This window comes from Streptosporangium subroseum, assembly GCF_900188345.1.
Taxonomy (GTDB): domain Bacteria; phylum Actinomycetota; class Actinomycetes; order Streptosporangiales; family Streptosporangiaceae; genus Streptosporangium; species Streptosporangium subroseum.
The window spans coordinates 1-13101 of record NZ_FZOD01000083.1 but is presented as its reverse complement, the minus strand read 5'-3'; the positions used below and the strand labels follow the sequence as shown (position 1 = coordinate 13101).

Genomic DNA, 13101 nt, shown 5'->3' with positions numbered 1-13101 from the left:
TCCAGGCCCTGGTGTCCGGCGCCGTCAGGGAGCCCTCCAATGCCGATCGGCCGAACTCCCCGGCTCTGACGGTGCCGTCGGGCGTCAGGGCCGGGCTGTGGAATGCACCTGCGGTGACGGTTTCACGCCGGTCGGGCCGCCGACGGTGACCGGGGTGAGGCGTTTGGCGACGGTGCCGTCACCGAGTTGACCGTAGTTGTTGGATCCCCAGGTTCTGACGGTGCCGCCTGCCATCAGGGCCAGGCTGTGGAATGCGCCCGTGGTGATGATTCTCACGCCGGTCAGACCCCTGGGGGCCACCGGGGTGAGGCGGTTGATGACGGTGCCGTCACCGAGCTGGCCGAGGTCGTTCAATCCCCAGACTTTGACCAGACCCTTGGTCGTCAGGGCCAGGCCGTGGCCGCGACCTGCGGTGATGGCCTTCACCCCGGTCAGGCCGCGGATGGTGACCGGGGCGGTGCGATTGGTGAGGGTGCCGTCACCGAGCTGACCGGAGTCGTTGGACCCCCAGGCCTTGACGGTGCCGCCTGCCATCAGGGCCAGACTGTGGCCGAAGCCCGTGGTGATGTCCTTCACGCCGGTCAGACCGCCCACGGTGACCGGGGTGAGACGTTTGACGAGGGTTCTGTCACCGAGCTGACCGGAGCCGTTCAGTCCCCAGGCTCTGACGGTGCCGTCGGACATCAGGGCCAGACTGTGGCCGAACCCCGCGGTGACGGCCTTCACCCCGGTCAGGCCGCCGACGGTGACCGGGATGAGGCGATTGACGACGGTGCCGTCACCGAGCTGACCGGAGTCGTTGGCCCCCCAGACTCTGAGGGTGCCGTCGGTCATCAGGGCCAGACTGTGAAAGGCGCCCGCGGCGATCGCTTTCACACCGGTCAGACCATCAACGGCCACCGGAGTGGTGTGGTCGACGGTGGTTCCGTCGCCGAGCTGACCGGAGTCGTTCAGTCCCCAGGCTCTGACGGTGCCGTCGGCCATCAGGGCCAGAGTGTGAAAGGCGCCCGCGGCGACGGCTTTCACACCGGTCAGACCACCGACGGCCACCGGAGTGGTGTGGTCGACGGTGGTTCCGTCGCCGAGCTGACCGGAGTCGTTGTATCCCCAGACTCTGAGGGTGCCGTCAGTCATCAGGGCCAGGCTGTGGAAGGCGCCCGCGGCGATGTCTTTCACACCGGTCAGGGTGCCGGCGGTGATCGCGGTGGCGCCGAGCTGACCTGAGGCGTCGAGCCCCGAGCCCTCCCCCCGGACCGACATGGCATGCGCCTGCACCGCCAGCATGATCAACGGCATCAGCGACGCCCCCAGCGCGGCGGTCCCACGACTACGCAATCTTCCAGAAAGCCGACGCATGAACTTCCCCCGTATATCAACGATCGCGCGACGGCCTCCAGAGGGCTCGACCCCTTACATCCCCGGTCATGGCCGTGTTCCCCGTTGTATCCCGCAGATGTGACCTGGGCGGGGAGCGACTCGCCCGAGCCGTCTCAGCACGGCCGAACCCGTTGAGAACGACCTCGGCCAGGCGCCCCGTTCCTCCTCGGCCCCCGTCACCCCGGCCGTTCCGAGACGGCGCGGATCATCGGACGGCTCACGTCGCGCGATGAACGGAGCCCGCGGGCACGGCGATCCGCCCGGTCGGATTCACGTCCCGGAACGCTGGATGAGAATCGCGAGGCCGTCGAGCATCGACTGCAGACCCAGCTCGAAGAGCGCATCGAGGTTGAAGTCGTACCCCTCGTCGAGGCCCGCGACGACCTTGGAGAACGTCGGGGCACCCCCCGAGGCGGCGAGCGCGGTGAGAGCGGCGTCCTGCGAATCCATCCACTCCTCCCCGGTCATCCCGGTCTCCGCTTCGGCCTGGGCCTCCGATTCGAGGTTCACGGCGATCCCCCGGACGTAGCTGTACAGCAGGACGTGCACGTTGAGCATGGTCTCCGCATCGAGGCCGAGGCCGTCCAGCGCGCTCAGGACCCACTCCGCGTACGTCATCAGGTTGGGCAACGGCACGGGCCGGGTGACGGAGACGACCTGCGCCAGCCACGGGTGCCTGCGGTACATGATCCACTGCAACCGCCCCGCCACCTCCAGGCGCGCCCGCCAGCCGGAGGGGGGCTCCTCCGGATACCTGACATCGCCGACCACGGCGTCGGTCATCAGCAGGACCAGGTCGTCCTTGCTGTTCACGTGGCGGTACGAAGACATGGTGGCGACGCCGAGTTTGGCCGCGACGCCGCGCATCGACAGGGCCGCCAGTCCCTCGGTGTCCGCGATGGCGATCGCGGTACGCACGATGCGCTCCCGGGTCAGCTCCTGATCGGGCTCGTGGGCGGCGCGACGCGGAACGGCGGGCCGGGACGGCGCGGGTCTCGACCGAGGACGGGACTCGGGACGGACCTCGGGACGCGAGCCGGAAGAGCCGGAAGAGGGCTTGGGACGCGGCTCGGAGGAGTCGGAGGAGGCCTCGGGGCGGGACTCAGAGGACTCGGGGGCGCCCTCGGGACGAGACCCGGAGGAAGACTCGGGACGGGACCCGGAGGACTCGGAGGAAGACTCGGGACGGGACTCGGAGGGCTCGGAAGGGGTCTCGGAACGGGACCCGGAGGAGGGCTTGGGGGTGGTCACCACGGTGCCGACCCGGGGCACCGTCTCGACGAAGCCCTGCTGGCGCAGGGTCGTCAGCGCCTTTGTCGCGGTCGCGATCGCGACACCCCACTCCTGGGCGACCTGCCGAGTCGAGGGCACCCGCTCACCGGCACGCAACTCACCGGCCGCGATGCGGCGCCGGATCTCGGTGACGATCCGCAGGTAGGGCGGATCGGGCTGCGCGACAGGCCGGCTCACGGTCGCCTCTTCTCTCGGATGAAGTGCCCTGTACTAGTACAGGATGACGCACTCAGAGAATAGTGGAAACTCCCTGGTGAGTCAGAAGACACAAGCGATCCGGCACCCGGCGGGCATCCCGCCATGCCAATCTGTCCTAGTACAGATATGCGATGCAAAACGCGATCAACCAGTGTTTTTCCAGAATTCACCGCTTGCACCATCCGTGCGTACGTCGTACATTCAAGGTGTGTACGGCGTACCCGGCCTGACCGTCGCAGGTCGGCCGGGTCGCGATTCCCCCGAGACCGATCAGGAGACCCCACGTGAGAAACGGCAACGTCCTCATTTCCGGTGCGAGCATCGCCGGACCCGCACTGGCCTACTGGCTGCGACGCCACGGCTTCAACCCCACCGTGGTGGAGAAGGCCCCCGGCCTCCGTCCCGGGGGCCAGGCGATCGACGTCCGCGGCTCGGCACTCGGCGTCGCCGAACGAATGGGACTCCTGGCCGACATCCGGCGGGCGAGCACCGCGATGCGCGGGATGAGCTTCGTCGGCGACGACGGCGAAGTGCTGTACAGCACCACCGAGGAGACCCTGACCGGCGGCGCGACCGACAGCGAGGACGTCGAGATCCTCCGCGACGACCTGGTCGACATCCTCTACCGCGCCACCCGCGACGACGTCGAATACCTCTTCGACGACTCGATCACCGCCCTCTCACAGGGCGACGACGAGGTGCGGGTCACCTTCGAACGGGCCGCGCCGCGCACCTTCGACCTCGTCATCGGCGCCGACGGGCTGCACTCCAACGTGCGCGCGCTGGCCTTCGGCGAGGAGTCCCGGTTCATCACCCACCTGGGCACCTACCTGTCGGTCTTCACCACCGACAACTTCCTGGACCTGGACCGCTGGCAGGTGTTCCACCGTACGGCGGACAAGATGTCCGGCCTCTACAGCGCACGGAACAACACCGAGGCCAGAGCCATCCTCGGCTTCGAGTCACCGGCGCTGGACTACGACCGCCGCGACACCACCCGGCAGAAGCAGATCATCGCTGACCGCTTCGCCGACGACGGCTGGGAGACCCCCAGGCTGCTGAAGGCCATGTGGGACGCGCCCGACTTCCACTTCGACTCCATGAGCCAGATCCGCATGGACTCCTGGTCCAACGGGCGGGTTTCACTGATCGGAGACGCGGGCTACTGCGGCTCGCCGCTGTCGGGCCAGGGCACCAGCCTCGCGCTGGTCGGGGCCTACGTCCTGGCCGGAGAGCTCACGGCCGCGGGCGGCGACCATCGAACGGGCCTTGCCCGCTACGAGGAGGAGCTGCGGAGGTTCGTCGAGCTGAACCAGGACTTCGCGCTGCGGATGAACGAGTGGCAGCGGGACCAGAGCGGCGAGATGCCGGACATCAAGCGGCTGTCCAACGCCATCACGCTCAAGGACTACCCGGGCTGACAAACACGCGCACACCGTCGGTACCGTCACACGGGACGACCGCCCGCGCTGACGAGCCCGTGACCAGGCACACGCCGTCGGTGCCGTCACGCGTGACGACCGCTCGCGCTGACAAGCCCGTGATCAGGAACACGCCGTCGGTGCCGTCACGCGTGACGACCGCCCGAGCCGAGGAGCACGTCATCGGGACCGTCCGCTCGGGGGCTGCCCGAGCCGGCGAGCATCCGATCAGGCGCGCTTGGTCTTGGACAGGGTCGCGTAGACGATGATGTTGTCGGTGTAGTGGTGGGTCTTGCTGTTGTAGACGCCGCCACAGGTGATCAGGCGGAGGGTCGCCTCACCGGTGTTGCCGTAGACCCGCTTCGCCGGGAAAGCGGTCTTGCTGACCTGCTCCACCCCGTCGACCGTGAACTCCACGGTGTTCCCGTCCGACCGGGACACCTTGATCTTGTCCCCGCGCTTGATCTCCTTGAGGCGGCTGAAGACGGCGGCCCCGCTCCGGGTGTTCACATGCCCGAGGACCACCGAGGGCCCCTGCTGGCCGGGAATCGGCCCGTTCTTGTACCAACCGGCCTGGTTCGGCTTGCTCAGCGGAGGGGTCTGGATCTCCTTCTTGGCGTCCACGCCGAGAGCCATCAGCGGAGCCAGCAGACCGATCTTCGAAATAGCGATCTTGTACGGCTTCACGCCGGCGCTCGGCAACGGCGCCGGGGGCTGGACGACGGGCATGGGCGGCGGCGCCGTGGGAGCGGCGGCCGTCAACGGCACGTCCAGCCCGCCCGGTCCCACCTCGGCCGGCAGGCCGCTCAGGTCCTGGGACTGCTGGCCCGGCGCCTGCTCTCCCGGAGCCGGAACGTTCTGCAGCGCGAGGGTGTTCGCCGCCTCCGAGATCGGAGGCCCGTAGGGCTCGTCCACGTCCACCGGGCCCAGGTAGGCGAGCAGCCCTGCCATGACCACGGCCACCCCGCCGAGCGACCCGGCCACGAGCAACGCGGGAAGCGCCAGGCGCTTCATGCTTCTCGGGGGCTTCGGGGTGGGGTTGCCCCCGTGGGGAGGCAGACCGCCGTAAGGAGGCTGGCCCCCATGGGGAGGCTGTCCGCCGGGGGGAAGAGCGCCATAAGGGAGCTCACCGCCCTGAGGATAAGCACCCTGGGGAGGCTGGCCGCCAGGGGGAAGAGCCTCGTAAGGAAGCTCCCCGCCCTGGGAAGGAAGAGCACCGTGAGGAGGCTGGCCGCCCTGGGGCGGCTGGCCACCCCCGGAGTAGGGGTCGGGGCCGCCCTGTGAAGATCCTGGGTACATCCCGCGCCCCCTACTTAGTCCTGGCCGCGCAGGTGCGCCGCCCGCCGCCTCTTCAACGCCACTCCCCCGAAAACGCTTCCGAGCACCATGGCCGTCCCGAGGCCGAGCAGTCCCGCTCCCGAGGACTTCTCATCGGGAGCCTCACCGGTCTGGGCGCCGCCCACGGGCGTGATGATGACCTGAGGAGCGGTGGGCGTGGGCCTGGTGGGCGTCACGGTCGCCGTCACGGTCAGGGTCGGCTTGGGCGTCGAGGTGGTGGTGGTTGTCCCGCCCGGCTGAGTGTTCGTGTTGCTCGGAGTGGGAGTCGGCGACGGACTAGGAGACGGACTGGTCGACGCCTTCTCCACCTTCACCGTCACACTTGCCGCATCCGTAGGAGGAGTGCAGGTCGTTTCGCTTGTCACCACAGGTGTGGCGGACTTCTTGGTGATCACATTGAAGGCGTCAACCACCATATTCTTGCCGCCGGCCTTCTCCAGCGTTAGCGTGTGCGCACCATATTTCAAGTCTGTGCGCGACCAAACAACCTGCTGCCCCAGCTTGTCCCCCACCGTGTCAACAGGCATTGGACTGCCGTCAGCTTTTAGCGAGGGATTTGCTGCTTTGGCGACAGTGGCCTCATCGTCCACAGTGATATTCACTGGGCCCATGTCGCTATCGCGCTCAGTAATGTATTCGATTCCCGTACCCGTGAATTTGACCGTCACATAATTGCCATTCACAGACGAGTAATGAACATCATCCAAATGATCACCGGGATCATTTGTGGCGAAGTCCTCAGTAGCTTTTCGCTTCGACGAGTAAGCCCAAGCCCCTCGATAAGTGATTGGACCATGAACCACGCTGTCCAAGGGGCTATGCGTAATCTCGTTCGCATCAGCAGCGTCATTGATCTTGACGCTCGACTCGGGCGGGGTGAAAGAGTGGGAGAACTTCAGGCCTCCCGGCTTGACCGTGATCTCGCCCTCTTTGCTAGTAGCCGCAGATCCAACAGACATCGTGGGAAGATCTAGCTTGTCACCCTTCTTCAGGGTGGCGAAATCCTTAGTCCCGGACGAGTCCAGCGTTCCACTCCATAGACCAGAGATGCCCACCGTACCCGTAGCTGTGAGCTGACTAGTGGTGGCGAAATCCTCGGGCGAAATCAGCGGCGACTCAGAAAGTTCCCAGCCGACTTGCAAAGAGCCGTTGACTGGAATGCTCTGCGGAATAGATAGCTTCACCTTAACGATCTTGTTGGTACCGGTAGCAAGTCCGTCTTTACAGGTGTAGTCGTAAAAGTAATTATTGGTCGTCTCGGCAAAGCTCTGCGAGCTGGACAAGATGACCAAGGAGCCAACCGCCAGTCCCATGACGGACGCCGCCGCAGCCGTCCCACGGAGTCTCGCTCCCCACTGCACCACTGGACACTCCACTCACGAAGACCTGGTCACAAAACGGGTCATCTCATCACAACTAGGACTGGATCGTACTGTCCTCCGATCTCGTCCCGCAGTGGTACGCCAAGACACCCAGGGGACTGTGGCGGAGTTGTGATGTGTCGTTCACGAGGTGCGAGCCGTATCGGCAGGTGGGTCGGGTGTACTAGCGAGTAACAGGATCTTATTCTGTCTCTAGAACCCCCTTAGGAGGCAGACGATGCAGCGAGACCTCTTCGAGGAGGAGCACCAGCTCTTCCGTGAGACCGTGCGTGAGTTCCTGGCCCGCGAGGTCGCGCCCCACCACGACCAGTGGGAGAAGGACGGCATCGTCCCCCGCGAGGTGTGGAAGAAGGCCGGGGAGCTCGGGATGTTCGGCTTCGGGGTGCCGGAGGAGTTCGGCGGGGCGGGGATCACGGACTTCCGCTACAACACCGTGATCGACGAGGAGGTCATGGGGATCGGCGCGACCGGCCTGGGCTTCTCACTGCACAACGACATCATGGCCCCGTACTTCGTGGATCTCACCAACGACGAGCAGAAGGCCCGATGGCTGCCCGGGTTCGCCAGTGGCGAGCTGATCACGGCCGTCGCCATGACCGAGCCCGGCGCGGGCAGCGACCTGCAGGGCATCCGGACCACCGCCGTACGCGAGGGCGACCACTACGTGGTCAACGGCCAGAAGACCTTCATCACCAACGGGATCAACTCCGACCTGGTCGTCGTGGTCGCCAAGACCGATCCCACCGCGGGCGCCCGGGGGACCTCGCTGCTCGTCGTCGAGCGGGGCATGGAGGGCTTCGGCAGGGGCCGCAACCTCGACAAGGTCGGCATGCACGCCCAGGACACCGCGGAGCTGTTCTTCGAGAACGTACGGGTCCCCGCGGCCAACCTGCTGGGCGACCAGGAGGGCCAGGGCTTCTTCCAGCTCATGCGCAACCTGCCGCAGGAGCGCCTGTCGATCGCCGTGATGGCCGTGGCGGTGGCGGAGACCGTACTGCGGGCGACCATCGAATACTGCAGGAGCCGCAAGGCCTTCGGAAGCAATATCGGCAGCTTCCAGAACACCCGGTTCGTCCTGGCCGAGCTGGACACCGAGGTGGAGATCGCCCGCCACTACGTGGACAAGTGCGTCCTGGCCCTCAACGCCGGGGAGCTCAGCGCCGTCGACGCCGCCAAGGCCAAGTGGTGGACCACCGAGCTGCAGACCAAGACCGTCGACCGCTGCCTCCAGCTGCACGGCGGCTACGGCTACATGCTGGAGTATCCCGTCGCCAAGGCCTGGGTCGACAGCCGCGTCCAGACCATCTACGGCGGCACCACGGAGATCATGAAGGAGATCATCGGCCGATCCTTCGGCTTCTGACGCGACACGGGCCGTCCGCGCGGGGGCCTTTGGCGGCCTGGGCTGTATGGACGTGAGCTTGGTGCGAGATGAGTCACCGGTGAGGTCCGTCTGCCGGAACCTCTGCGCTCCGGACTTGCCCCGACGCGGACTGTCCGCTGAGTGGGGCGAGGTGCGGACGGCCGTGACCATGATCGGTATCGAGCCCGGCTCCGTTCCCGCTCCTTGAAGGTGTCTTGCTGCTGTGCGGCGGCCGTGAGCGGACCGGTGGTGTGGAGACGCGCGTCAGCCCGTCGTCCAGCGACGGAGTTTCTCGGGGTTGCGTACCACCCAGATGTGCTTGATCCGGTCGCCCGCGACGTCGAACGCGAACACCGTCACGGTGACGCCGTCCTGCTGGGCCACCAGACCGGGCTGACCGTTGACCGTACGCTCCAGGAACGTCATGTCGCCGGGCCTCCGGCGGGCGATTTCGACCCAGGCGTGCGCGATCTGCTCGCCGCCTTCGATGGGGTGCGGGAAGGTCGTGGCGAGGCCGCCGCCGTCGGCGATCGCCGTGGCGCCGGGGTCGAGAAGGCCGATGAGGGCGTTGATGTCCTTGGCCTCCCATGCCTGTTTGAAGTCCCTGACGATGCCGGCGCGCTGGGCTGCCGGAGTCGCGGAAGGCGGCGAGGCGCGGATGCGGCGGCGGGCCGAGGAGGCCAGCTGGCGGCATGCCCCCGGGGTGCGGCCGACGATCTCGGCCACCTCGGCGAAGGAGTGGCAGAAGACGTCGTGCAGGATGAACGCGACGCGCTCGGCCGGGGTCATCGAGTCGAGCACGACCAGGAAGGCCAGGTTGACCGACTCATCCAGGGTGACCCGGTCGGCAGGGTCCACGGTGGCGCCGCCCGGCCGCCCGGTGCTCCACTCCGTACGGTCGGGTAGCGGCTCGGGGATCCATTCGCCCGCGTAGGTCTCTCGCCGGGCCCGGGCGGAGCTGAGCAGGTTGAGGCAGATGCGGCTGACGACCGTCGTCAGCCAGGCGCCGGGGGATTCGATGGCCTCCCGCTGCTGCCCGGGCATGGCGTACCAGCGGGCGTAGGCCTCCTGGGCGGCGTCCTCGGCCTCGGCCAGGGAGCCCAGGAGCCGGTAGGCGATATTGATCAGCTGACGCCGCTCGCTCATGATCGCGTCCAGGCCCGGATCGGGCCGGCCGTGTCCTGGCCCGGATCGAGTGGTCATGGTGCCGACGGCTCCCTTGGTCGTATCTGCCCTCACCGGTTCGACAAGACAGCGCACCGGAATGTGAGGCCGGTGCGTCGCCTCACATTCCGGGAGGCTGTGTTGTCGGGCTGCTGAGACGGACACATCATCCAGCGGACAGGAAGTTCAGAGACATCATGACTACCGCAATGCCGACAACACCGTTCGCCGACCCGGCACCCGCGCAGAGCCTGGAGCGGGCGGCCGCCGCGCTGACCGCACACGGTTTCACCGTGGAGATCCTCGACGACGCCGCCGCCGCGCGTACCCGCATCGAAGATCTGATAGCGGAGGGCGCCAGCGTGTTCACCGGGGCCAGCGAGACCCTCCGCCTGTCGGGCATCGATGAGGACATCAACGCCGGCGGGCGGTACCGGGCCATCAGGCCACGCGTCCTGGCCATGGACCGCGTCACCGGCGCCGACGACATCCGGCGGCTGCTCGCCAGCCCTGACGTCATCGTGGGCAGCGTCGCCGCGGTCACCGAAACCGGCTCCCTCGTGGTCGCCTCGGGCAGCGGAAGCCAGTTGCCCGGCTACGCCGGCGGCGCCGCCCGCGCGATCTGGATCGTCGGGGCGCAGAAGGTGGTACCCGACCTGCCCACCGCGCTGCGGCGCGTCGAAGACCACTGCCTCCCGCTGGAAAACGCCCGCACCCAGGAAGCCCACGGGTGGCCCAGCGCCGTCAACCGCCTTCTCATCCTCAACGCGGAACACCACCCTGGACGCGGCACCGTCTTGCTGCTCCGCGAAGCCATCGGATTCTGAACCACCCGGAGTCGTCCAGCCAAGGCTGATCCAGAGCGGCAGCTCGGCCTGGAACCGGTGCCCGTCACGGCAGTCGATGGAAGTGCGCGAGTTTGTCGGGATTCAGGACGCAGTAGATGGCATGGATGAGGCCGTCGCGGATGTCGACGGTGACGAGCTGCTCTCTGCCGTCGACGGTGATCCATACGGCGGGCCCGCCGTTGGCCTCGACCAGGCGGGCCCTCTCGAACGAGTAGCGGCGGACCAGGCCGGAGATGAAGGCCACGACGCCGGCCAGGCCGGACACCGGGCGCAGGGCGGCGCGGACCTTGCCGCCGCCGTCGTTCCAGGCGACGACGTCCTGGCTGAGCATCGAGGTGAGAGCGTCGAGGTCTCCGCCCTGGGCGGCCTCCAGGAACCGGACCAGGAGCTTCCCGTGGTCGTGCGCGGAAGGGTGGAACCGGTCGCGGCCCTCGGCCAGCCGCTTGGCCGCCCGGTGGTGCATCTGGCGACAGTTGCGTCCGGGGCCGCCTGCCGTACGGCCCTGCGGACGGCGTCACGGTCCAGCAGGTCGGTGCCGTGCTTTCGGGAGACCTCGACGACCTCGTGTCCCACGGCGGTGAGCAGCGGGATGAGAGAGCAGCCGATGACCCCGGTGGATCCGGCGACGAGAACCTTCATGATCACTCCCTGGTGTCGGTTACGGGGACTGGACGATTCGGCCACCGGAAACGTGACAGTGACCTGCATCACATCCCGGACCGCGGGTCCCGATCCGGGGATGGGGTGTCACCGGGGCAGTGGGCGCCTGTCGCGGAAGAAGCCGCCGGTGGGGCCGGAGTCGGCTCGCCATCTCACCTGGGTGAGATCCGAGATGACGCGGTGGGTCGCGCGGACTTCGGCGTCAGCAGTCGCTTTTCGGGGCTTCTCCCGCGCCGACCCGGTACGCGGTCGGTGAGGCATATGCCGCTTGTCAAACGGTGATCAGTAGGTGATCGTCATGATGTGACCGATCTTGGTACGGGCTGGGTGCGCAGGGCGATCCGGCGAGAGCTGCGTTATGTGCGAGGTCAGTTCGCCGGATTGGCCGAGCGTGACTCCCATCAGCGGTTCGAGGCACGTCAGATCGCCAAGGCGACCCTGGCCGCGGCGCTGGCCTGGTTTCTGGCCGATCGGTTCCTTCCCCATGAGACGGTGTGGATCGCCCCCGCCACCGCTGTGATCATGGTGCACGCGACGGTGTACCAGACGTTGACCAACGGCGTACGGCGGGTCAGCGCGGTCGCGGTCGGGGTCATCCTGGCCGGCAGCGTCGGGTACGTGCTCGGGCTGAACGCCCTCAGCCTGATCCTCGTCGTCCCGCCGGCGTTGATCGCCGCGCGCTGGCGCCGGATGGGCCGTCACGGCTCCGATGTGGCGACCACCGCGGTGCTGATGCTGTCGTTCGGCGCCGCCTCCCAGGAGCGCTACCTTCTGGCCTACGTGGCGGCCACCGGGGTAGGCGCGGTGGTCGGCGGATCGATCAACGCGGTGCTGTGGCCGCCGCTGTATCGGCGCCGCCCCCAGGATGCGGTGCGCCGGCTGAGCAGCGAGGCCGCCGCGCTGCTCAAAGACCTGGCGGACGGCCTGCGCGAGCAGGGTGATCTGTCGGACCTGCCCGACTGGCAGCGCCACGCCGATCGGCTGGACACCCATCTGGCCCGGGCCACCTCCGCGATCGCCGACAGCGCAGAAAGCCGGCGCTTCAACCTGCGCCGCCGCATCGTCGAACCCGAGCTGCGCGATCACACGCCGCTGCTGGCGGCGATGGGGCGGATCGGCGTGCACCTCCACGGGATCGTCCGGGCGCTGGGCCATGTCGCCCAGCGGCAGAAGCAGCACGACGACGATGCCCCGCCCTGGATCAGCGACGACTTCGCCCATGACTACGCCGACCTGCTGGAGCGGCTGGCCGAGGCACTCGCCACCCAGCTGCGCCCGTCGGATGAGGCGGTGCAGATGAGCGCGCTGATCGAGGCGGCCCTGGAGCGGGCCGAGGCGATCCAGGAGAAGATGACCGAAGAGGTGAGTGCCGGCCGATTGGACCAGCCGCGGGGATGGGCCGCCAGCGGCAGCCTGCTCACCGACGCCGAGCGCATCCTGAGCGTCCTGAGCACCCTGCAGGCCGAATCCGAGCGACCCCCGGCCGCCGATGCCGATCCCGTTACCGGTCCGGCCGGTGTGAGGTGACGCCTTCACCGCCGTGGCCTGCGAAAAGGTAGGCCACAACCACCGGCGGCATCGCCCCCCTCGCGACCCGAGTCCACCGGGCCCACGTCCAACGCGAAATGGGCCCTTCCCTCGCGGGAAGAGCCCATCGACGACCAATGGTTACATGGCGCCAGGGCCGGGGCCGATGCCGTAGTAGCCGCCGAGCTTGTCGCGGTAGTCGGGCTCCTTGTAGGTCGCCTCGTCGAACTCGGGAGCGTTCTTGATCTCTTCCTTGGTACGGGAGATGTAGACCTTGCGCTCCTGGGGGTCGATCCGGGTCACCGTGCCGGCGGGCAGCACGACCTTCTTGCCGAAGATCCAGAAACCCGTGTCGACGACGACGTAGCTGTCGCCCACGGCGTTGCTCTCCTCGTCCACCGAGCCGATCTTGCCGTCGGTGGCCTCAACGTCGAACCCGACCAGATCCAGTGCCTGGTCGCCGCTACGGGCCTCGGAACGGTAGTCCCACACGTTTTCGGTCATGGCCAGACTCTTTTCTTCGGCGATGG

The 13101-nt window shown here is 67.6% G+C and carries 12 protein-coding genes and 1 pseudogene; 5 read left to right on the top strand and 8 right to left on the bottom strand.

Translation table 11 applies throughout. The features are described 5' to 3' along the window. Positions 1-84 precede the first annotated feature (84 nt). Both CHC08_RS42715 and CHC08_RS42710 read right to left on the bottom strand, forming a co-directional pair. The gene (locus CHC08_RS42715; protein WP_179282542.1) at positions 85-1335 is read right to left on the bottom strand and encodes an RCC1 domain-containing protein; all 1251 of its coding nucleotides are present in this window, start codon (positions 1333-1335) and stop codon (positions 85-87) included. 312 nt (positions 1336-1647) lie between these two features. Further along, positions 1648-2847 carry a TetR/AcrR family transcriptional regulator C-terminal domain-containing protein gene (locus CHC08_RS42710; protein ID WP_245878916.1) on the bottom strand — a complete coding sequence of 400 codons (1200 nt, stop codon included), beginning with the start codon at positions 2845-2847 and terminating at the stop codon, positions 1648-1650. 305 nt (positions 2848-3152) lie between these two features. Here CHC08_RS42710 and CHC08_RS42700 point away from each other — a divergent pair, with 305 nt between their 5' ends. After that, on the top strand, positions 3153-4289 hold the full coding sequence (locus CHC08_RS42700) for an FAD-dependent monooxygenase (RefSeq protein ID WP_089213098.1): 1137 nt from the start codon (positions 3153-3155) through the stop codon (positions 4287-4289). A 228-nt stretch (positions 4290-4517) separates the two neighbouring features. Here CHC08_RS42700 and CHC08_RS42695 read toward each other — a convergent pair whose 3' ends face one another. Next, positions 4518-5303, bottom strand: coding sequence for a class F sortase (locus tag CHC08_RS42695; RefSeq protein ID WP_179282541.1), 786 nt, complete (start codon positions 5301-5303; stop codon positions 4518-4520). Between the two features lie 69 nt (positions 5304-5372). Here CHC08_RS42695 and CHC08_RS50220 point away from each other — a divergent pair, with 69 nt between their 5' ends. Continuing rightward, positions 5373-5573, top strand: coding sequence for a hypothetical protein (locus tag CHC08_RS50220; protein WP_179282540.1), 201 nt, complete (start codon positions 5373-5375; stop codon positions 5571-5573). 29 nt (positions 5574-5602) lie between these two features. On the opposite strand, the gene CHC08_RS48985 is transcribed toward CHC08_RS50220, so the two are convergent. Beyond that, entirely contained in the window at positions 5603-6940 is a 1338-nt protein-coding gene (locus tag CHC08_RS48985) for a hypothetical protein (protein WP_143653599.1), read from the bottom strand. A 286-nt stretch (positions 6941-7226) separates the two neighbouring features. On the opposite strand from CHC08_RS48985, the gene CHC08_RS42685 reads away from it, so the two are divergent. After that, positions 7227-8372 carry an acyl-CoA dehydrogenase family protein gene (locus CHC08_RS42685; protein WP_089213095.1) on the top strand — a complete coding sequence of 382 codons (1146 nt, stop codon included), beginning with the start codon at positions 7227-7229 and terminating at the stop codon, positions 8370-8372. Between the two features lie 264 nt (positions 8373-8636). Here the strand turns inward: CHC08_RS42685 and sigJ are convergent, their stop codons facing one another. Continuing rightward, positions 8637-9575 carry an RNA polymerase sigma factor SigJ gene (gene sigJ, locus CHC08_RS42680; RefSeq protein ID WP_089213094.1) on the bottom strand — a complete coding sequence of 313 codons (939 nt, stop codon included), beginning with the start codon at positions 9573-9575 and terminating at the stop codon, positions 8637-8639. Between the two features lie 158 nt (positions 9576-9733). On the opposite strand from sigJ, the gene CHC08_RS42675 reads away from it, so the two are divergent. Beyond that, complete coding sequence (locus CHC08_RS42675) at positions 9734-10363, top strand: LUD domain-containing protein (RefSeq protein WP_089213093.1); 630 nt, start codon at positions 9734-9736, stop codon at positions 10361-10363. A gap of 64 nt (positions 10364-10427) precedes the next feature. Here the strand turns inward: CHC08_RS42675 and CHC08_RS42670 are convergent, their stop codons facing one another. Beyond that, positions 10428-10847 (bottom strand): nuclear transport factor 2 family protein, encoded by a 420-nt coding sequence (locus CHC08_RS42670; protein ID WP_089213092.1) that lies wholly within the window; start codon positions 10845-10847, stop codon positions 10428-10430. A gap of 65 nt (positions 10848-10912) precedes the next feature. Beyond that, a pseudogene (locus CHC08_RS52105) lies at positions 10913-11023 on the bottom strand (hypothetical protein); the annotation flags it as partial. A gap of 324 nt (positions 11024-11347) precedes the next feature. On the opposite strand from CHC08_RS52105, the gene CHC08_RS42665 reads away from it, so the two are divergent. Beyond that, entirely contained in the window at positions 11348-12571 is a 1224-nt protein-coding gene (locus CHC08_RS42665; RefSeq protein WP_089213091.1) for an FUSC family protein, read from the top strand. A gap of 141 nt (positions 12572-12712) precedes the next feature. On the opposite strand, the gene CHC08_RS42660 is transcribed toward CHC08_RS42665, so the two are convergent. Continuing rightward, entirely contained in the window at positions 12713-13099 is a 387-nt protein-coding gene (locus CHC08_RS42660) for a PRC-barrel domain-containing protein (RefSeq protein WP_245878915.1), read from the bottom strand. Positions 13100-13101 lie beyond the last annotated feature (2 nt).

Coding starts and splice junctions, on each gene's coding strand:
- sigJ (WP_089213094.1), bottom strand. CDS start 9,575: ATGACCACTCGATCCGGGCCAGGACACGGCCGGCCCGATCCGGGCCTG.
- CHC08_RS42695 (WP_179282541.1), bottom strand. CDS start 5,303: ATGAAGCGCCTGGCGCTTCCCGCGTTGCTCGTGGCCGGGTCGCTCGGC.
- CHC08_RS42670 (WP_089213092.1), bottom strand. CDS start 10,847: ATGCACCACCGGGCGGCCAAGCGGCTGGCCGAGGGCCGCGACCGGTTC.
- CHC08_RS48985 (WP_143653599.1), bottom strand. CDS start 6,940: ATGGGACTGGCGGTTGGCTCCTTGGTCATCTTGTCCAGCTCGCAGAGC.
- CHC08_RS50220 (WP_179282540.1), top strand. CDS start 5,373: ATGGGGAGGCTGTCCGCCGGGGGGAAGAGCGCCATAAGGGAGCTCACC.
- CHC08_RS42675 (WP_089213093.1), top strand. CDS start 9,734: ATGACTACCGCAATGCCGACAACACCGTTCGCCGACCCGGCACCCGCG.
- CHC08_RS42685 (WP_089213095.1), top strand. CDS start 7,227: ATGCAGCGAGACCTCTTCGAGGAGGAGCACCAGCTCTTCCGTGAGACC.